Source organism: Akkermansia sp. UNK.MGS-1 (assembly GCF_000980515.1).
Classification (GTDB): Bacteria; Verrucomicrobiota; Verrucomicrobiia; order Verrucomicrobiales; family Akkermansiaceae; genus Akkermansia; species Akkermansia muciniphila.
Genome location: NZ_LBCB01000002.1, coordinates 10,038 through 27,195, shown reverse-complemented (window position 1 = coordinate 27,195; position 17,158 = coordinate 10,038). Strand labels below are relative to the sequence as shown.

Here is a 17,158-nt window from a genome sequence, read left to right as displayed (position 1 = left end):
CTTTTACTTCTTTTCATGCATATTTTCGTTGGGGTTCCAATTTGGGTCATGCAGAGCTTTCAAAGCTTCTTCAATGGATAAGCTATTTTCTGCGCTGACGGCATCCGTGGGTTCATCCTTTGACTTTGTGGCCTGTTGTGTCTTGGGCTTCCAACGTGTTTCCTTTGCCCATCGTGTGGCGTGTGTAAGCACATCGTTGAACTTCTCCCAAAATCTGCTTCTGGAATCGGGCCTCCAAAACGGTTTTCCTTTTCTGTCGGAGTCTAGGTCCGAAGCATAGTAAGCTTGCAAAAGCCGAATATCTTTGGGGGTCACACTTCCCTTGCAGCTTTCCCAGGCTTCCAGAGCTATCCCCTGTTCTTGGGCAGTTGGCATCGTCTTGCTCCACACAGGATTGACCTGTAAACATGCCACAATGAACTGCCATGCCCTGGGATCTGCTGCAGGATGATTGTCAGCAATCCGAGGCCGCGAGGGAGAGGAAAAGACAGGAGGCGGTGGAGGAACATCTTCCCACGGTGTACTGTCCACCGTAGTAGTTTCTCTCCCTATATTCCTTTCCTCTCCTTTCCTTTCCTTAGCATTGCCGGGTGTAATGCAGTCCGCATTACTATCTGCATTGCATTGTGGTATGCGTTTTGCATTACTCTCTGTATTAGAAAGGTCATTGCATTCCGTAATACCGCTTTCATCTTCTTTCTTACCCCACCTGGCTTCTGCGGCCTTCTTTCCGCCGCGCCGGTGGTTCAAGGCTTTCTCTTCAGCTTCCTTGTTGTAGGTTTCTACCACGAGGTTGTCTCCTTCCCAATGGTAAAGCCCTGGTACATCTTCTGGCCTACCCTCCAATCCGACACGGATCATCCATTGCCGGGCATTCCATGTTCCACAATCCAGAATAATCCCCCCATTGACCTGCTCTGCACAATAGAGGCAAAGCAACGCGCAACGTCCTACGCAAGCCTCGCCGTGTTCAGCAAGAGCAGACCGCATGTTAACGTCTATTGCGTAATATTTTAAAGCTCCTGTAGATTTATTTGCCATAATTAAAAAAGTGTCAGTTGAGGATTATAATTCATCCAAAGCACTTCCTGACGCCGTTTACTCATGTTGGAAAGAGTGTTGCAGGATGCCTTGTTCCACCCAAGTAGCATGGAATTGTAAAGATCGTTGTCATAACCGGACAAGACCACCTTTCCTTGCAAGGTAAGCAAGGCATTAAGTAATCTCCTGTGATCGTCCTCTGTGTATTCATGCGTGTATTTTCCTGTTCGCGTCCGAGTGGTGGCCAGATAAGGAGGATCAATATAATGAAGGGTACCGAGGCCATCATGGGCCTTCAAAACGTCCAAAGCATCCCGATTCTCGACATGAACGTGCTTCAGACGTTGTACAGCTAGCCACAGGGTTTCTGGTAAGCGGCACCAATCTGCAGCAGCGGATGGTATTCTGTTCCGGCTTACTCGTAAGCCGGAACAGCCAGTACGATAGGAGTCGCTGGCAATCCCCATCCAAGACCGCACCAGCAAACGCCGAGCACGCTCCACGGCATCACCTGCAGGAGCGGAGTCTCGCAGCTCATCACGGCTGTAGGGAGTCAATATAACCGCCTCAATCAGCTTAGAGGCATCCGCACTTCGGAGTACGCGGAACAGATTAACAATCTCGCTATCCTTATCATTGCAGATTTCCACCTGGGCCGGTACTTTGTTGAACAGGATACCCAAACTTCCACAGAACGGTTCTACGTAGCAGGTATGGTCCGGAAAATGACGGATAATCCATGGGGCAATTCTATTTTTCGCTCCAAGATATCTAAGGACGGCTCTCATAACCACTTCACAATAGTTTGATTGTTATATCCTTTGACCCAGTGAAACCAAGCGTAGGCAATGGCGCCGCCTTCGGTTTTGGAAAAATCCCCGTTCTTGGCGCAGGTCCGCCGCTCGCTGAATACCCACACGTCCGCGGGCGGCGCCACGTCATATAGACGGCGCCGGGCCTTGCCCTCCAAAAATTGAAGCCGGAGAAGCATCCAGACATTGGCTCCGTTCTTGACGCAGGCAAGCGCACGCTCGACAAATTCAAGGGCTGTGGCGTAGGGAGGATTGGTCATAATATCCACGTCTCCTATCTCGCCATCGTCGAACTCCCACAAGAAATCTTGTACGCAGGAATCAGGACATCCACGGTCAACAATGTCGGTTGCACAGACTTCATGCCCCCGCTCCCGCAGGACATTGACGATATGACCAGCTCCGCAGGCTGGTTCCCATACACGTTGCCGGAGGGGCGCGCCGGCATTGAGTAAATCTCTCACCATGTCCGGATCGGTGGCGTAATAATCTTCCCGTTGCCGATTCTCGGTGGTGTGACTGGATGCGCCCAGCGTGGCGCCAAGGGTTCGGTTGTTGCCGGTCCAGTCTTTCATGCTGTCTCCTTTCTGAATTCAAAAGCCATTTGCCTGCCGTGAACTTCCACGGCGCCGGGCATGGAATCGGCCAATGCCTGGGCCATGTTCCGGGCCATTTTCACCTCAACGGCATTTCCAATCCATTTTCGCTGTTGGGTCTGCGTGCCGCAAAGGCGGTAGTCCTCGGGGAATCCCATGACCCGCAGACTTTCCCGGACGCTGATTGGGCGCATGTAGATGTCGGCAATCCCCCGTTCCCGCATGGCTGACTTGAGTTCAAGCATGGCTGCCGTGTCTCCGGGGGCGGGCTGGTTGTAAACCGGGCATCCCATGTAGGAATACCGACAGGTGTCCAGGTAAAAATAATCCCTCGTCAGCAGGGTCTTCATGGGCTCGTCCACGGAATGGACAAGTCCCTTGGCCCTGGGGCGCATCATGGCGCGGATGTAGGATGCCGTAACAACTCCGTGATGGAGGTTGGTCGTGATGGTAGGAAACGGACAATCCAGGGATGCCGGGCCGCTCTGGCTGTATTGCTGGTCCAGGAACTGGCAGCGGACCACGCGGGGCTTGGGGTTGGTCGTCAGCGTCGGGCACGGGGATTCCGTGCTGGCAAGCTGGCCGCCTCCGGAATAGTAGTTTGCCAGGAAGACTGCCGTGACGGGGAACCGTTGCTGCTTGGTACAAAGAGTTCCGCACGGTTCGTCAATGGAGGTAGGATATCCGTTGCCGAAGTAGTTGTCCATGAAAGTTACCGTAACGGGGTACTGGTGGGGAATGGTTGTCAGAGTTCCGCAGGGGCCGTCCAGGGAAGTGTTGTGCCCCTTGCCGGAAAAGTATCTGGTCATGAACTTTCCGGCAGCCAGATACAGGTTCTTCTGCGTACACAGGGTGACACAAGGTTTCTCCGGGGAGTGTACATGCCCCGGGCCAGTCATGTAGCGGAAGACGAATTGAGGATTCGCAAACTTCCTGATTCCCTCAGTAAGCCTCCGCAGCGTATTGTCGCAAAGAGGCTTCTTCCTCGTGAAAATGGATTTTCCAAAATCGGTAAGGTCCAGAACTTCCCGGCAGGCTTTCCAGTTTTCGCGCCGGTGGGTCGGCTTCGGCCATGCCAGGGCAAAGCCGATCCGGGCGAATTGGATGAACAAGCGGGTTCGGGAGGTGTACGCCCCGAAGTCGGCGGAATTGAAGATGCGCCAACCGCCCTTGTAGCCCATCCCTTCAATGTGGGAGAACCACTCGCGGAAAGAGTCTCCTTTCCGGTCGGGATCCGGCATCAGTTGGCCGTCCTGTTCAATTAACGGCCCCCATTCGAGGAATTCGGTCACATTTTCAATCTGGATGTAGTCCGGTTCAAGAGCTTCAATGTAACGGTAAAGGTGCTCCGCGAGGCTTCTACTGTCAGGATCACGCGGCTTGCCTCCCTTCGCCCTACTGAAATTGGTACATTCGCAGGAGGCCCAAAGGATGGTTTTCGCCCACGGATACCGTGCCCGCATCGTTTCCAGCCGTGAGACCATCGGCGCGGTGTCCAGAGTCCTGATGTCCTCGGTGTAGTGGAGGGTGCGCGGGTGGTTGGCGGCGTGGGAGGCAATCGCATCGGCATCGTGGTTCACGCAGGCCACGACATGCACACCGGGAACCTGAGAAATGCCCGTCGTCACTCCGCCTGCTCCGCAAAACAGGTCAATGTACAGGAGATTCATTCGCTTTTGTCCTCCTTTCCGTCCGCCATGGTTTTCCCCCACGGCGCCTTGACGTTTTCCAATGAGTTATGAGGATTCCTACCCGGATTTTCCCCCGCGGCGTCCGCCGCCTCTTCCAGGCCAAAAGTCGCGGCATATTTTTTAACGTCATCGGCATGGAGATAGCCCAGCAGGAAACGCAGGGCATCTTCCACGGTGGCTTTTCGCATTTGGAGATTGTTGTAAAGTTGCTGAACGGCAGCGCCCTTGGTGTTGCCGTAGGCAATAAACCCATAGTCATCATACAGGTTGCACAATTCCTGGAGCATATCGACATTCCCGATAAAAACGGAATATTGCGGCCTGCACCAAGATCGATACGTTCCGATACGGTGCTTGTTGGCCTTGGCCCAGGCATCCACTTCCGGGGGCAGTCCCGCGGCATAGGGTTTCCGTGCATGATCACGGGGTGGCAGGTCAAAGAGGTATTTCATGATTCCCCTTCCTTTCTCGGTTCCCAGCGGTCCATGATTTCTGCGATATTGGCATGAGAGCATTCGCAACATGGAACATCCCATTCAGAATAGTCTGAATATTTACAATTCCCACAGTACCTCTCTTTAACCTGCCACACCCGGCACGCGGCCCGCTTCTGCCATGCGTCGCGGATGAGTGCATTTAATCCGCACATGTTGCGCTGCATATGCCAAAAGGAAAGCCCCATATCGGGCACATCAACAAGCAACTCTTTTAATCTGTGCGCTTTGAGCCAAGCGCGAGCGCGCCCGTATTCGTAAAAAGCTTTCTGTTCAGGCGTCATTTTCATGCGAGCCTCCTTTCCAGTATCGCCGCTTGCTCGTTCGTGATATACTGCCAGCTCTGCGGCGGCCGGGTCAGTCCAATATCAGACAGGGGCACGGCGGCGGGGAGCCTCACGGGGTCCTGGACTCCCCAGGCGTAGCAGGGGAGATAGGTCCGCAGGCGAGTTTTAGAGACGCAAGCATCTTTGATGAATAATCCAAGAGCTTTCCCGAATGGCATGTGGCGCATGTACACATAGGAAACCATCCGGCACTTGCCGATGATGGCCCGTTTTCCGTCTTTCCCGGACTCGTAGAGCCACAGCGTTACGGAGTCGCCTTTTTTTAAGCGCGGTACGTTTTTCCGCAACTCCCATCTCTTTTCCCCGGACAGAATTTTCCCGGAGAAAGGCCGCCTGACGGATAAGAGGATGTTAATCATTGCTGTTGGTTTCCGGTTTGTGTTCTTCCTCCCTTCTGGTTCCCCAGGTGCAGCCGTCCTTCTCCGGGTCCACGTACCAGTGCCCATCCGTTCCCAGGAGGTCGCATTCATGCTGCTTCCCCGGTTGGCGGAGATGGGGCCGGGAGGGTCGGCATCGTTTACAATCCCGACACATGGTCCAATGTTCCGCCGCCCGCAGGATGTTCCCGGCGTCTCGGATGGTGTAATATGTGAAACTTCCCTGGGAGCCGTGCCACTCCCTCATGCTGGTTTCATGGCGGCGTGCGTCAGATTCGTTGGCGTAAGTGAAATACCTTGCCCCCGCACCGGGTATGATCGCCACGGATATGTACCGGGCGGCCTCCCAATAAAATGTGTTCTGCATCATTGCTGGCCCTCCTTCCTGTTAAGCTCCCAGGGCCATTGTTCCACGTCATCCGGCGTGGCTATCTCTGTATTTCCATTGCAATCCTCAAGATAGATTTTACAGCGGTCGGTATCTTTACCAATGACAGTTAAAATATCGTCTTCAAAATCCAACTTGATATTGTCTCCCTGATTTACTCGCATAAATGGAGGGAACAGGGATATAAATTCTTCAACTTCCTTCCAGGCTTCTTCCGGGGAATTTGGATGTGTTGACCATTTGCATTTGTGGCAACCAACTTCCACGAGTGTTCCATCTCGCAATACGTTAAATTGCTCTAATTTTTCTTTGCACAGCGGGCATTTAATATCTTTCATTTTAGTTAAATTGAAGTTCCATTTGTTTCAATTCTCCCACATTGGAAGAGAATTGTTCTTGTTGAAATTTAAAGAAGTCAATAATGGCTTCCCACTTTTGCCTGAACTTTTCTTCTTGTTCGGCAATAATTAAAGATGGAGTTTTCCAAGTTCCCCATTCTTTGCATCTCAAGGTATCTCCATGTATGATCGTTGCCGGAATGTCCCAAAAAGCAAGGTTGACATAGGCCATTTTACATGCCAAAAGTTCAATATCTACGCAGGTTATGCGTAGGCGATTACGCACGTCTTCAAGCTCGGCCGCCATAGCAAGCGGCATCCGCGCAGAACCACAAGCAGGGTCAAGAATCGAGACGGTTTTCCCATTCTCAATCTTTCTCCGCAAATCGGCAGAGTTGACAGTTCCCGCGCACATTTGGCAAACCGAATCCGGAGTATAAAACGAACCCAAGGAACTACGGTGGCTCAAACTTGAAAGCTCCTGATGAAGAGAACCAAGAATATCGGAAAATGGATGACGTTCCATCTCATTTCCCAAAAGAATCATGGACTTCTGAATTCGGGCTATTTTCTCGTCCTGATCTTTTATGAACATAGGACGTTTTTCCCAATCGACTTTTCCTTGTGTAAGAGCCGTGAACATCAAATCCACAAATTCCACAAAAAGGGTGTAGTCGTTTTCTCCATTCCACTTCCCGGATTTCAAAAAAGTCCACCAAGCGCCGTCAGTATGAAACAGCTTGTCTTCTTCATCTGCTTTCATAGTCGGGAACTCCTTTTTGTAACCATGTTTTCGCTTTCCGAATGGCTTCCTCGTATGTGGTCAATGTCCATCCATAAATTCCCCACTCTTCAGGACTTGGCATGTATTCATCACCAGCCTTTGTTCCGGCAAAGTCATTGTCAGATTTGCGCTTTCGAATAACCATGACCTCAAAATTCCGGTGTGATTCCTTTTCCTGACTGTAAATGGCAATATCTCCGATACGTGTGACAAGCGTGTAAGAATAGCCATGCTTGTTGAATTCTCGCGGTATGGTCTTCATTTGGTTGGTCTCCATTCTGCAAATTCGATGGTTATTCCGACGTTATCGCCCCAATATTTGGATGTTCGACCGTCAAAGATTTGTGCATCGTCCGTCCAAAAGCCAAGCTTGGTCATCACATCGTTGAGAGTCTTTTCCATGTTGTCCCTGTCCGGTTTGGATGTCATCGGGATCTTTCCTAAAATGCGGTTCCGCTTCGGTTCCGACTTTCGCCAAGGAAATACAAATTCCAGGTTCAGAATGATTGGTCCGGAGAGGGGACGAGGGGGAGCATAGGGCTGTAATAGAGACATGTAGTCACTAATGACCTCCGTCAACTCCGGCTTGTCGGCAAGTTTGTGAAACTTTCCTATGCGGACAATCTTCTTTGAATGGTGTGTTGTCTTCGGCGGGACGATGGGGAGGAAAATCTTCATATTTCGCCTCCTTCCTCATTTTCATCTTCATCAAAATTGAATTCCGGCTGGCAATCATCCGGAAGGAGGGCTACACCTTCTCCCTTCACTTTGATGCTTCCGCTCATGCTGGCATCGGCCCGGAATTTCTGATAATCCACTTTTACAGAAAAACTTAAGGACAGGGGTACTAACGCTTCTATGGCTTCCTGTCGGATTTTGTCGTACTTCTTGAGGTTGCAGGATTCCACGATAGCACAGGCTACGGCATCAATCTCTCCTTTCAGCTTCTCCATGTGGGGATCTTTTGGAACACTCTCGCACGCCGTCAGGACGGAAGGACGAACCTGCAGAGGGGCGTAACGGGCAGCTAGTTTCCCCTTGACCGTGTAAACGCGTCGGTCAGGGTGCTGGCAGACGTTTTCCCAGGCCCCGGAAAAATTGGTGAAGGCCAGAATATTTTCTCCCATAGAAGGGACCAGATAGACTTTTTTTATTTTTTGCATAATATTGTTAGTTAATGTTTAATTTATGAATTCAAATGACATCCTCATGCGTCCTTCTGCCCTTCGGAAAGGATAGGCATGATGCGCTTATAAACGTCCGCGTAATAAATGATAAACCGTTCAAGGGCATCTTGTAGCGTGTCGGTATAGCTGTCTCTCTCCACCCGTAAAATCAGGGGCTTGAGACGCCGGCAGTAGCTCATGAAGTACCAGTAGGGCAATCCAGTCACAATCATGGAACCGTGTACCTGCGCCTTGTATTGGCCGGGTAATACGCCGTCCAGCAGGTATTCCGCGTGATTTTTTGCAAGAGGGCATTTCAGCTCCACACCCGCCGCGTACTGACCATTGATCTTGATCATGCCGTCAGGGGAGCAGCCCACCAGTTCATTGTCTTGGACGATAAATCCCACCTGTTCCACTTCCAGCCCCATGATTCGGCTGAATTCTTCCCGCGCTTCCGGTTCCAGTTCTTCCCCGCGGTCCGTGTGGCGGTTTCCTTCCCACTGTATTTCATCAGGACGGATGCGGCTGCAACACATTTCAATGGCAAGTTCTCGCCATTGGGAAGAGTCTTTTCCCGAGGGAGTTAAAACCCGGTGAAAATTGCTGGCTGTCAGACGGCCGGCACGGGCACGGAACCAAGCTTCCGAACGTTGTTCCATGGAGGGCCAGATTTTCATTTCTCACCTCCTTCCGCTATGCAGGCTTTCCAGGCCTCGTTGACGGCTTGAGCAAAATAGGCAACGCGGCTTTTGTTGGCGGGGTGAGTAAGCTTCTCTCGGGCATCCTTGAGTTTTGCAAAGGCTTCAAAAACGGATTCCTGGAATTGCCTCCATTCTTCTGATTCGCTCTTTGGAGCCGGGAATGTTGCAGGAGCCTGTACCGGTTCCTGGTCAAACGCGGTCATGTTGATGGAGGCGGGGGCCGGAGGGACAGGAGGTTTGCCCTGTTCTTCCAATTCCGCTTTTGCCCGTTGAGCTTCTTCCCGTGCCTTTCGGGCCTCTTCCTCCAGTCTGGCGCGTTCTGCGGCGGCTTTGGCAACATCCTGACGGCGACGCAGCTCAGCCTCAACATAGATAGTGGATTTCGTTTCAAGTTCGTCTTCGTCCAACACGAGGTTGCCACCGTACAAATCAATGAATTCACAAATGATTTCACGATTGGTTGTGATGTCTTTGTTTGCTTTTGCCACGGCGGCATCAAGCGCGGCCTCAATGCTTTTAATGGTGCGCTTGCTTTTGATGGCTTCCGCCATTGTGCCGCCAAATACTTTCTTCCGCAAATGGGGAGCGCATTCCAGGCGGTCAAGGGCGTCATCGATCAGCTTGTTGCGGATTTTCTCTTTCTCCCCGGCGATCTTCTTTTCCAGGGTAAGCCGTGCCTGCCGGATTTCTTCACTGGATTCGTCTAGCGCGGCAAAGAATTCATGGAGGCTCTCGGCATCCTTCAGGGCTTTTTCCCTGGCCGCCTTGACAGTATCTTCAGCTCCTTTGAGCATTTTGACGTTTTGTTCAGCAAGTCCGAATTCTTCATCGGTTTCGGGGGTGAGGCTGATACTGTCCAGGACGGTTTTGACGGAGGCGCGGAATTCGGCAAGATTGGAAGAGAGCACTTCGCCTTTGGCGCTCACATTCAGGGGGATAATTACAAGTTGTTCGCTCATGGCGTTTAAAGGAGGTTTGTGGTGGAGGGTTCGGAGGCTGGGGCCGGTTCCGGCATCGGGGTCGGGTCTTGACGGTCTAACGGGTAGTCATCTATGCCGGGGTCATCTTTCGATACAATTTCGCCGTCAATGACAACGCCGTCGTCGATTTTGACGACACGTCCCGTTTCCGCGGCATGGGAGACTTCAATGGCATTTGCCACTTCCACACTTTTCGGCATGTATTTGAGAACTTGCAGCAGAACCACCTTGCGGGCGTACATTTCGCGGTTTTTGTAGGAGTAATGCTTTTCTCCGACCTCGTTGTGTGCGTCTCTGTGGCGCCAGATGCGTTCCATGGGCCATGCCTCAATGACAGGGGTTTCCGCTCCGTTAACCCGGGCGCAGGCATAGGCCCATGTCATTTTGTTCTCATCCCCGTAGTTGATGCCGGGGATGTGGCGGAGGATAGGATAGGCTCCAAGCTCAAATTGGAACTGGTCGCCCTCGTAAACTACCCCCGTCCAGGCGGTAGCCCTGCCCGTGTTGTTGAGCAGTCCTACAAGGCCCTGCCAGCCGGGAACAAAGGTGCACTTACCTTTGTAGGGGATAAGATATCCCTGCCCGGCTACTCCCGGCTCAAGCCCAAGCTGGGAGGCAATGAGCAAGCTGGAAAAGATACTTACAGCGGAACACCGCTGCAAGGCTGGGTTTTGTGAAAAGCAAGTTACCGCGAGACGAATCATACGGTCCGGGTTGAGATGGGCCGGCAGAGCGGCGGCAATGGAGGTTTTTGACCTGGTTAAAAAGCCAGCAAGCTCTTTCGGGGTTGACAGGGTAAGGGCCTGTTGTCCTTGTCTGTCCTCGTATTTTGGTTTATAAGGTTTTGTGTTACTCATAATCTTTCGACGGGTTTGTTGTAACGGGCTGGGGATCGGTGGCCGCCGACCCCAGCCAACTGAATCAGTCTTGGCATTCTTTGCACTCGCAGCCAGCGATTTCGAGCACGGTCACAATGGGGTTCGTGCCAACTCTCTTATGAGCCTCCTTAAAAGCGAGCTTCACACCTTGGGAGATAGTTTCGGGATTGCCGGAGAAACAATTTCCGGAAGCAAAGATATAACCGCGAGCCGCGAGCCATTCCGTACCTTTTGGTCCGGACATTTCCACAACAGCTTCACAGGTGGTGCTCTTTCCGTCTACACGGTCTCCTTTCTCAATGAGTATATGCGCCAACACGGGGGTCTGGCATCGGTTCACCATGTTATTCAGATACTCAAAAGCTTCTTCGATCATCTCCACAGTAACGGGTGCTTGTTCGGCGGTATCGCAGCAGCAGCCTTCTTCCGGCGTGCCGTTTTGCGTATGATTATCTTCGGTTGTATTGTCCATTGTATTGTTTTTCTGTTTGTTATTACTTTCTCCAATCCGTGGAGAGCGGAACGGTTTGATAAACCGTCAAAAACTTGCGCGCCAAACGAACCAAGCAATGGTTCCGATTACCACCAGCAACGCAGAGAAAACCAGGCTTTGGACAATTCCGCGGGCGGGCCTCATGGGGTCTTCTTCGCAATAGGATTCGCCGTAGAATCCATCTATTTTGACGTGTGTTTTTTGTGGGGAAAGACTGCACTCAAACCGAGTTTTAGGGTTCAGCGCCTTGTAGGGAGATTTATATTTTTTCTTCATGACTGATTTGGAATTAAGATCATTCGTCTCGGTGACCGTCCGGGTTGGAAGATCCTTTAAGAGGTCCGGGCCATTCAAAGAGGTCTTCTTCCAGATCGCTGACCTGTTCGCGCAAACTCTCTAAATAATCGGTTGCCTGTTCGTGGTTCATCCATTGCTCATTCAGCCAAATTCGCCCCATCTCTTCATCGAAATCGTTATTCATATCGTTTTATTATCTGATGGTTAAAATATAATCTTGGAAGCTGCCTTGCTTTTCGTCTTTCCAAATTCCTTTGATGCAAGCCACGACTTTATAGCTATTCGGGAAAACTGAATCTTCCTGGCAGATAAACGGCGGTGTGGCAGCCCTTGCTTCCGAACCATATAAGCGACGGAATTTTGTGTTCTGAATGTTTTGGGGAACTCTTTCACAAGATCCGCGCTGGTCAAAATGTCTGTTTCTTCGTACATAATCAAATAGCGGGCTTGGAGGCCATAGAGGCGGCCACAATGGGTTTCACAAAGTTTAATGTGTTTCTGTTTACATATCCCTTCCAGCAGCCCTCAGATGGAGCCCAACGGAATCCGGAAGACTTCAAGTTCTGCCGTGTCTCTAAATCCGGTTTATCAGGATAAAAGATTTTCACCCGATTCTCGGAATGGGATATCTCTACGGAGATATCATCCTGGCACGCAAATTCTTGGTCTTGGGTTTCCTTGGCGCGTTTCAACTTCGCCAAACGTTCCCGGCATCTTTTGATGTTGGCGTTGTTGTTGCTCATTTCATAAGCCTGATACCCCTTCCGGAATTGGCCCCTGTTAGGATTTTTCATTAAAAGGAGGGTTATTTCCTTGTGTGATAACTTCGGGAATTCCTTGCTGATTTCCTCTCTGGCCTGATTGTCATTTCCCTTCGCCTTCCGGATAATAGCATTCACTCTTTTCATGCGTTCCTGAATGGCTTCCATCTTCTTGATTTTTGCCTCCATGCGGATAACGGCATCATCATCCTCAGTCCTGATAGCTGTACTTTTTCGTATTCCCCAATGACGCTTGAAGCAGGCCATTCGATTTGCGGGATATTTGATATATTCGACTCTCCATTTCTGTTCTGATTGGAGACGCTTCTCATTCTGTCGAACAGGGAAATTGGAACGTCCAACAACTGCGGAAGATGCCGTCCGAGAAATAGCCCTCAACAAAATGTTTGCACGTTCAAGATAACCGGCACGGAACTCTTCAAAAAATTCATCTACTTCTTCCATGCGTTCAGGATGCCCTTCAGCCAACGCATATAATTCATCACGGAATTTGATGACTTCCTGAGCATACGCTTTCCTAAATTCCTCTCCTCTTTTTTCAGGATCCCAGCTTGCAGCCTGGTATGCGTCGCGAGCAAACCCAGGCACAATATCATTCATGTAAGAATGAAAATCACTCATGCTTCTACCTCCTCCTTCTTAGCGTTGGTGTTCCGGGTAACGTTCTTTTTGCCACGGGCAACGGTTTCCACAATGAGAGCCAAGGCATCTTGCGGAGTGATATTTTTTTCGGCGGCGACGCTAAGTACAAACGCGTTTGCTTCGTTGCTTCGCTGGCTTGCTTCGTATGGGACTATTTCTTTTTTCGGTTGCATGCCCCGACTATGTAGATTTTTTGACCACGAGTCAATACATTTGTGGTCTTTTTATCCACTGCCATTCTCAAATGTCTTGCTATGTGTTGATTTTTAGGCTACACTACATCCATGCATGAGATGACAGACGACAAAATCAGAGAAAAAGTCCGAGCATGGCTCAAAGACAATAAATATACTCAAGAAAAACTTGCGACAAAACTAGGTTTGAAAGGACAATCACTCAGAGCACAAATGAGTAAAAAACCTATTTCTGCAAAAACAAAACTGGCTCTTATGAACCTAATTCCACAAATATTTTCTAATGAGCATCAAGAATTAGAAGATCTTCCATTTGTAGAAAATCTCGGAAAGATGTTTATTACCCTTGAACCCAATATTCAGGATTTAGTCCACCAAGAAGCCTACAGACTGGGACTGACTGTTACGGCTTATTGTTCCCTGGCTGTGGAATATGCTGCCTCCAACGAAGAAATGAGAACTGAAATTACCTCTCTTCACGTGAGTAAAAAGAAAAGTCATTCCTTCAACACAGACACCACCTCGCCCGTCGTTATCGGAGAAGGAAATGCTCCGAGCAGCAATCCGCTGCATCAGACGACTACTACCCAAGGGGAAGATCATTAACTTACTGGATTGGTAACTCCACCCCTCTCTGCTTTGCATCATAAGCAGAGAGGGGCTTTTTATTTGAAATCCGGCATAATATTCTGATACATTTTGGGAGTTGCTACGCTATATCTCATGAATGTTCAGTATTCTAACAAGGCAAGTAAAATATCTCTCTTTTTAAGTATTTCCTCCATCCCTCTTTTCCCCTTTTTGATTCCTTCCATAGCTGGACTCATTTGCGGAATCAAAGGCATCAAGAAAGCAAATCAACAAGCAGGATACGGAAAAGTGCCATCTTTGATCGGACTTATTCTATCAAGTCTTTCCCTCTTTGGCTTCATACTGATCATTCCCATTATGATTTTTATGGACTCTGTGAGTCCCCTTGCAGAGACGGTCAACAAAGGGGCGACACATGAAAATCCTCAACAAAACCATACTTCCGAAACATTTAGAACTGACGCAATTGAGGATCAAAAAAATCTAGAAGTAAATGATTTACAACCAGAAGTTTTAAAGGAGGAATTCATGAAGCCGTCAAGGCTTCATGGACTAACAGAGGTTAAGAAAAAAGAAGCAGATGCTCCTATAGACGAACCATACAAAGAACCAGCATTTCCACCATGCCTTATGGCCAGAAAGTATCAAGCGGCGACTGGAATTTATACGAAAAATGATATCCTCCACTTGAAAATAACGGAAGAAGAACGAGAAGAACTTCTGAATCTTCATATCAAAGCGGAACATCAAAAGCAAAATGACGATCCACGAGCTTCCGACCGGCGACTGTCTGAGAAAAGTTGCCTTGCCGCGTTCTCGCAAAGAGAGCAAGCATTCTTTGTTTTTAAAAAAAGGTTTCTGAACATCATGTCTGGAGAAGGAACTTACAGGTTCCCTCTCCTAGAATCCCTCATTAAACCTACCCTTCACGATCCAGCCTCATTTGAGCATGTTTCATTAACCTGTAAATTCAAAAAGGGTAAGAAAAAAACAGACCTTGGACAACTCATACTTCAAGAAGCATTTCGAGGAAAAAATGCTCTTGGCAATAAGGCAATTAACTACGCCGTTGTCGTCTATGACTACGACAAAGATACTTTCCTTGACGAAAAAGCAACAACAAGTACAGAGCCATCTTTCCAAGGGATTTTAATTGAAGATGTGCAAAGGCACCAAGTTGAAAATCCGCAATAAAAAGCCCCGCTCATATTTCATGAGCGGGGATGATTCAAATTAAGTCGAAGCAAGAAGGGAAGACCGAATTACTCGCCGGATTCCGGCTGGAAACGGGCAGCTTCCGATTCTTCAGTAATACGACCTTCTTCTACGCGCACCAGCTTTCTAAAAGCCGCTAGCCCTTCCCGGTCAGACCAGGAGAGAGGATTAAGCCACATCGTATCCAGCGAATATTCACAACTGTTGTTTCCCAAGTTCTTCAGCTTACGCGAATCCAGGAATACATACCACAACGTTCCCGGCACCAGGGCGGATATAAAACGATTATCCCCCTCTGTCCTCACTACTCCTGCGTCAGGCAGACTCTCCGCCTTCTTGTGCAGAACCAGCAGGCCCCCCATGGGAACCTTCCCCCGCAAGGTCTGGACAATGCGGCACTGATAGTCCTTGTCCCATAGAACGCCTTTCCTGACAGCTCTCGGAGAAAATCGCGCTTCATATACACATACCAGCAACACAGTATCCGCCCGCTTCAAGTAAGCGGTCAGCACATCTTCGCAGGATTCTGGTGCAATATCTACCGTTTTCAATACCTCGGAGCGGGCGGAAGCTCCGCACAACAAAAAAGCCGTTAAAAGAGGAAACAATAAAAATTTTTGAAACATAAAAAATACCTACCCCATAAATAAAGAAAATGCAAACGAATGTTTCGCCATTTCCAGACATCTCTTCACCGCTTCACGCTAATAAAAAAGGGAGAAGGTCGCCCTGCTCCCCGAAAACAAGCGGGATGCCCGCTTATTCCTTATCGTCCAATGTGCTTCGGTACAGCAACCAGACTCCCCCAGACAAGAATGATCCCACACTCTCATCGTCACCGGGGCACATCCCCACATGCAGGGAATCACCGAAAATCACAATATCCCCCTGCTGCGGGGTACTGTAATCTTCGGGGGAAGTGTAATCCGAGCCATCGCATCCCATGTTCTTCATGATGGTGCCGTTCAGGTGCCCGGCCATGACCTCGGCGCTGATGATAATATGCTTACCTAAACTGGACGGATCGCTCTCCGGAGTCATGCCGGGATTCAGAATGCCGATGTCGCCCCCCATGTTCAACACATTATTGGATGCCTGGGAACCATTAGGGTACTTGGCCCCGTTCAGCCGGTATCCGTAGCGGTTCAGGGCAATGCTCAGGCGCGTAGCACAGGTTTGTTCTCCTGCCATATCCGTAGCAACCTTCTTTCCAAACTTCTCCCAGACCTTATCGCTTTGATCAGAAGGAATCGTCTTGTAATCCACCAGCCCTTGGTAATGTCCCAGCAGCTTCTGAGCATCCGCAGCCTTCATCAGGTTCTTGGGAGCATCAATTTCCCAAAGTTCCAGATCAGTTTCTCCCATCTTGGGAACGAATTCCTCTGCATTGGGATATGGGGCGATGGCTTCCGGGACTTCCTCGTTCCGGTGCTGAAGCTTGGTATAGTGGAATCCTTTCTTGAGGTGTACGGGGTCTCCTGTCTTGGATTTGGATGAGTTCGTGCCCGTGATTTCCACGACCTTCTGGCCGTTGATTTCAATGTAGCCGTTATCATCCAAAGTGACGGAGAAGGTATAATCTCCCTCTTCCGGGATGCGGATATAGCCTTCCCAGTTATGGGCGCCGGTTTCTTCCGTCTTGTGCCATGCGATCTTGGGGGCGGCTTTTTTCGTCACCTTGTAACGGCGGTTGTTCTCAGCATCCAGCGGGTGAAATGGTTTAGTTGATATAGCCATAATGTTATGTTTTCTAATCGTTTATTGTTGAATGAACTGAACATTCAGTTCATGGATACCTTGAAAAATTTCTCGTTTCTTATCAACACGTTTAACGCGTAGTTCACCCCTCATTCACCACGTAGGGGAAGGTTAAAACGACACGATAATCAAGCGGAAAATAAAGGGTATGGAAAGGGTACAAGAAACATAACCATTGACTATCAATAGTCAAAAAATGAATTCTCTTCGTTCGGGACGAAGAGGTCGCAGGTTCGAATCCTGTCAGCTCGACCAATTTCCAAGCCGCCTCCGGGCGGCTTTTTGATTACTTATTTACTGATATAAAACAATTTTACTCATTAATAACTCTGCACTTCCCCTATTTTGCGCCAAGGCAAATAAACAGCATCATGCTGATTGAATTTACCCTCCTCACAGGAACAAAATCAAACGGGCAAATCTTCTCAATTAAGCCTGGAGGATGTCGGGGGTATTTACCGATGCAGAGGAAAAATTATCTATGCCCAATTCTCACCCCTATGCCAGGCAGCATCACAGCCGCTGCGGAAGTACTCTATAACATCCCCCCTAAACACAGGAGAATGAACCTCCTCCACAAAAAAGCCCCG

Annotated in this window: 26 protein-coding genes and 1 tRNA gene; 4 read left to right on the top strand and 23 right to left on the bottom strand. The window is 49.5% G+C overall.

What is annotated here, in order from left to right; genetic code table 11:
• Positions 1-3: 3 nt before the first annotated feature.
• The 21 genes from WW58_RS01275 to WW58_RS01170 form a co-directional block, all read right to left on the bottom strand.
• Positions 4-1,041, bottom strand: coding sequence for a hypothetical protein (locus WW58_RS01275; protein WP_046434714.1), 1,038 nt, complete (start codon positions 1,039-1,041; stop codon positions 4-6).
• Positions 1,042-1,043: 2 nt separating this feature from the next.
• Positions 1,044-1,829 (bottom strand): DNA adenine methylase, encoded by a 786-nt coding sequence (locus WW58_RS01270; protein WP_046434712.1) that lies wholly within the window; start codon positions 1,827-1,829, stop codon positions 1,044-1,046.
• On the bottom strand, positions 1,826-2,428 hold the full coding sequence (locus WW58_RS01265) for a hypothetical protein (RefSeq protein WP_253822398.1): 603 nt from the start codon (positions 2,426-2,428) through the stop codon (positions 1,826-1,828). The genes WW58_RS01270 and WW58_RS01265 overlap by 4 nt, the downstream gene beginning before the upstream one ends.
• Positions 2,425-4,119: a DNA cytosine methyltransferase gene (locus WW58_RS01260; RefSeq protein ID WP_046434711.1), complete on the bottom strand. Its 1,695-nt coding sequence runs from the start codon at positions 4,117-4,119 to the stop codon at positions 2,425-2,427. Before WW58_RS01260 ends, WW58_RS01265 begins: the two co-directional genes overlap by 4 nt.
• A complete protein-coding gene (locus tag WW58_RS01255; protein ID WP_046434710.1) occupies positions 4,116-4,592 on the bottom strand; it encodes a hypothetical protein in 477 nt (158 codons plus the stop codon). Before WW58_RS01255 ends, WW58_RS01260 begins: the two co-directional genes overlap by 4 nt.
• Positions 4,589-4,924, bottom strand: coding sequence for a hypothetical protein (locus WW58_RS01250; protein WP_046434708.1), 336 nt, complete (start codon positions 4,922-4,924; stop codon positions 4,589-4,591). The genes WW58_RS01255 and WW58_RS01250 overlap by 4 nt, the downstream gene beginning before the upstream one ends.
• Positions 4,921-5,340, bottom strand: coding sequence for an ASCH domain-containing protein (locus tag WW58_RS01245; protein ID WP_046434706.1), 420 nt, complete (start codon positions 5,338-5,340; stop codon positions 4,921-4,923). The genes WW58_RS01250 and WW58_RS01245 overlap by 4 nt, the downstream gene beginning before the upstream one ends.
• On the bottom strand, positions 5,333-5,728 hold the full coding sequence (locus WW58_RS01240; protein WP_046434704.1) for a hypothetical protein: 396 nt from the start codon (positions 5,726-5,728) through the stop codon (positions 5,333-5,335). The genes WW58_RS01245 and WW58_RS01240 overlap by 8 nt, the downstream gene beginning before the upstream one ends.
• The gene (locus tag WW58_RS01235; RefSeq protein ID WP_046434702.1) at positions 5,725-6,084 is read right to left on the bottom strand and encodes a hypothetical protein; all 360 of its coding nucleotides are present in this window, start codon (positions 6,082-6,084) and stop codon (positions 5,725-5,727) included. The genes WW58_RS01240 and WW58_RS01235 overlap by 4 nt, the downstream gene beginning before the upstream one ends.
• Position 6,085: 1 nt before the next feature.
• Positions 6,086-6,847 (bottom strand): N-6 DNA methylase, encoded by a 762-nt coding sequence (locus tag WW58_RS01230; protein WP_046434700.1) that lies wholly within the window; start codon positions 6,845-6,847, stop codon positions 6,086-6,088.
• Complete coding sequence (locus WW58_RS01225) at positions 6,834-7,130, bottom strand: hypothetical protein (protein ID WP_046434698.1); 297 nt, start codon at positions 7,128-7,130, stop codon at positions 6,834-6,836. Before WW58_RS01225 ends, WW58_RS01230 begins: the two co-directional genes overlap by 14 nt.
• Positions 7,127-7,546, bottom strand: a complete 420-nt coding sequence (locus WW58_RS01220; protein ID WP_253822395.1) for a RusA family crossover junction endodeoxyribonuclease — start codon at positions 7,544-7,546, stop codon at positions 7,127-7,129. Before WW58_RS01220 ends, WW58_RS01225 begins: the two co-directional genes overlap by 4 nt.
• Entirely contained in the window at positions 7,543-8,031 is a 489-nt protein-coding gene (locus WW58_RS01215; RefSeq protein WP_253822394.1) for a hypothetical protein, read from the bottom strand. Before WW58_RS01215 ends, WW58_RS01220 begins: the two co-directional genes overlap by 4 nt.
• A gap of 44 nt (positions 8,032-8,075) precedes the next feature.
• Positions 8,076-8,696: a lambda exonuclease family protein gene (locus tag WW58_RS01210; protein WP_253822393.1), complete on the bottom strand. Its 621-nt coding sequence runs from the start codon at positions 8,694-8,696 to the stop codon at positions 8,076-8,078.
• A 14-nt stretch (positions 8,697-8,710) separates the two neighbouring features.
• The gene (locus WW58_RS01205) at positions 8,711-9,697 is read right to left on the bottom strand and encodes a hypothetical protein (RefSeq protein ID WP_046434692.1); all 987 of its coding nucleotides are present in this window, start codon (positions 9,695-9,697) and stop codon (positions 8,711-8,713) included.
• Positions 9,698-9,702: 5 nt separating this feature from the next.
• Entirely contained in the window at positions 9,703-10,575 is an 873-nt protein-coding gene (locus tag WW58_RS01200; RefSeq protein ID WP_253822392.1) for a recombinase RecT, read from the bottom strand.
• A 64-nt stretch (positions 10,576-10,639) separates the two neighbouring features.
• Entirely contained in the window at positions 10,640-11,068 is a 429-nt protein-coding gene (locus tag WW58_RS01195; protein ID WP_046434690.1) for a hypothetical protein, read from the bottom strand.
• 66 nt (positions 11,069-11,134) lie between these two features.
• Entirely contained in the window at positions 11,135-11,365 is a 231-nt protein-coding gene (locus WW58_RS01190; protein WP_046434688.1) for a hypothetical protein, read from the bottom strand.
• Between the two features lie 19 nt (positions 11,366-11,384).
• Entirely contained in the window at positions 11,385-11,570 is a 186-nt protein-coding gene (locus WW58_RS01185; protein WP_046434686.1) for a hypothetical protein, read from the bottom strand.
• A 250-nt stretch (positions 11,571-11,820) separates the two neighbouring features.
• Positions 11,821-12,789: a hypothetical protein gene (locus WW58_RS01175; protein ID WP_046434683.1), complete on the bottom strand. Its 969-nt coding sequence runs from the start codon at positions 12,787-12,789 to the stop codon at positions 11,821-11,823.
• Positions 12,786-12,983 carry a hypothetical protein gene (locus WW58_RS01170; protein WP_046434680.1) on the bottom strand — a complete coding sequence of 66 codons (198 nt, stop codon included), beginning with the start codon at positions 12,981-12,983 and terminating at the stop codon, positions 12,786-12,788. The genes WW58_RS01175 and WW58_RS01170 overlap by 4 nt, the downstream gene beginning before the upstream one ends.
• Positions 12,984-13,094: 111 nt before the next feature.
• Here WW58_RS01170 and WW58_RS01165 point away from each other — a divergent pair, with 111 nt between their 5' ends.
• Positions 13,095-13,610, top strand: a complete 516-nt coding sequence (locus WW58_RS01165; protein WP_253822391.1) for a hypothetical protein — start codon at positions 13,095-13,097, stop codon at positions 13,608-13,610.
• A 117-nt stretch (positions 13,611-13,727) separates the two neighbouring features.
• The gene (locus WW58_RS01160; protein WP_253822390.1) at positions 13,728-14,789 is read left to right on the top strand and encodes a DUF4190 domain-containing protein; all 1,062 of its coding nucleotides are present in this window, start codon (positions 13,728-13,730) and stop codon (positions 14,787-14,789) included.
• A gap of 68 nt (positions 14,790-14,857) precedes the next feature.
• Here WW58_RS01160 and WW58_RS01155 read toward each other — a convergent pair whose 3' ends face one another.
• Together WW58_RS01155 and WW58_RS01150 are read right to left on the bottom strand one after the other, a co-directional pair.
• Positions 14,858-15,436 (bottom strand): hypothetical protein, encoded by a 579-nt coding sequence (locus tag WW58_RS01155; RefSeq protein ID WP_288143385.1) that lies wholly within the window; start codon positions 15,434-15,436, stop codon positions 14,858-14,860.
• Positions 15,437-15,569: 133 nt separating this feature from the next.
• Complete coding sequence (locus tag WW58_RS01150) at positions 15,570-16,547, bottom strand: PA14 domain-containing protein (protein WP_046434672.1); 978 nt, start codon at positions 16,545-16,547, stop codon at positions 15,570-15,572.
• A 150-nt stretch (positions 16,548-16,697) separates the two neighbouring features.
• On the opposite strand from WW58_RS01150, the gene WW58_RS12705 reads away from it, so the two are divergent.
• Together WW58_RS12705 and WW58_RS12700 are read left to right on the top strand one after the other, a co-directional pair.
• Positions 16,698-16,823 (top strand) — tRNA-Pro (locus tag WW58_RS12705).
• A gap of 116 nt (positions 16,824-16,939) precedes the next feature.
• A partial coding sequence (locus WW58_RS12700; protein ID WP_288143384.1) for a hypothetical protein occupies positions 16,940-17,158 on the top strand: 219 nt, incomplete at its 3' end.

Coding starts and splice junctions, on each gene's coding strand:
- WW58_RS01275 (WP_046434714.1), bottom strand. CDS start 1,041: ATGGCAAATAAATCTACAGGAGCTTTAAAATATTACGCAATAGACGTT.
- WW58_RS01270 (WP_046434712.1), bottom strand. CDS start 1,829: ATGAGAGCCGTCCTTAGATATCTTGGAGCGAAAAATAGAATTGCCCCA.
- WW58_RS01265 (WP_253822398.1), bottom strand. CDS start 2,428: ATGAAAGACTGGACCGGCAACAACCGAACCCTTGGCGCCACGCTGGGC.
- WW58_RS01260 (WP_046434711.1), bottom strand. CDS start 4,119: ATGAATCTCCTGTACATTGACCTGTTTTGCGGAGCAGGCGGAGTGACG.
- WW58_RS01255 (WP_046434710.1), bottom strand. CDS start 4,592: ATGAAATACCTCTTTGACCTGCCACCCCGTGATCATGCACGGAAACCC.
- WW58_RS01250 (WP_046434708.1), bottom strand. CDS start 4,924: ATGAAAATGACGCCTGAACAGAAAGCTTTTTACGAATACGGGCGCGCT.
- WW58_RS01245 (WP_046434706.1), bottom strand. CDS start 5,340: ATGATTAACATCCTCTTATCCGTCAGGCGGCCTTTCTCCGGGAAAATT.
- WW58_RS01240 (WP_046434704.1), bottom strand. CDS start 5,728: ATGATGCAGAACACATTTTATTGGGAGGCCGCCCGGTACATATCCGTG.
- WW58_RS01235 (WP_046434702.1), bottom strand. CDS start 6,084: ATGAAAGATATTAAATGCCCGCTGTGCAAAGAAAAATTAGAGCAATTT.
- WW58_RS01230 (WP_046434700.1), bottom strand. CDS start 6,847: ATGAAAGCAGATGAAGAAGACAAGCTGTTTCATACTGACGGCGCTTGG.
- WW58_RS01225 (WP_046434698.1), bottom strand. CDS start 7,130: ATGAAGACCATACCGCGAGAATTCAACAAGCATGGCTATTCTTACACG.
- WW58_RS01220 (WP_253822395.1), bottom strand. CDS start 7,546: ATGAAGATTTTCCTCCCCATCGTCCCGCCGAAGACAACACACCATTCA.
- WW58_RS01215 (WP_253822394.1), bottom strand. CDS start 8,031: ATGCAAAAAATAAAAAAAGTCTATCTGGTCCCTTCTATGGGAGAAAAT.
- WW58_RS01210 (WP_253822393.1), bottom strand. CDS start 8,696: ATGGAACAACGTTCGGAAGCTTGGTTCCGTGCCCGTGCCGGCCGTCTG.
- WW58_RS01205 (WP_046434692.1), bottom strand. CDS start 9,697: ATGAGCGAACAACTTGTAATTATCCCCCTGAATGTGAGCGCCAAAGGC.
- WW58_RS01200 (WP_253822392.1), bottom strand. CDS start 10,575: ATGAGTAACACAAAACCTTATAAACCAAAATACGAGGACAGACAAGGA.
- WW58_RS01195 (WP_046434690.1), bottom strand. CDS start 11,068: ATGGACAATACAACCGAAGATAATCATACGCAAAACGGCACGCCGGAA.
- WW58_RS01190 (WP_046434688.1), bottom strand. CDS start 11,365: ATGAAGAAAAAATATAAATCTCCCTACAAGGCGCTGAACCCTAAAACT.
- WW58_RS01185 (WP_046434686.1), bottom strand. CDS start 11,570: ATGAATAACGATTTCGATGAAGAGATGGGGCGAATTTGGCTGAATGAG.
- WW58_RS01175 (WP_046434683.1), bottom strand. CDS start 12,789: ATGAGTGATTTTCATTCTTACATGAATGATATTGTGCCTGGGTTTGCT.
- WW58_RS01170 (WP_046434680.1), bottom strand. CDS start 12,983: ATGCAACCGAAAAAAGAAATAGTCCCATACGAAGCAAGCCAGCGAAGC.
- WW58_RS01165 (WP_253822391.1), top strand. CDS start 13,095: ATGCATGAGATGACAGACGACAAAATCAGAGAAAAAGTCCGAGCATGG.
- WW58_RS01160 (WP_253822390.1), top strand. CDS start 13,728: ATGAATGTTCAGTATTCTAACAAGGCAAGTAAAATATCTCTCTTTTTA.
- WW58_RS01155 (WP_288143385.1), bottom strand. CDS start 15,436: ATGTTTCAAAAATTTTTATTGTTTCCTCTTTTAACGGCTTTTTTGTTG.
- WW58_RS01150 (WP_046434672.1), bottom strand. CDS start 16,547: ATGGCTATATCAACTAAACCATTTCACCCGCTGGATGCTGAGAACAAC.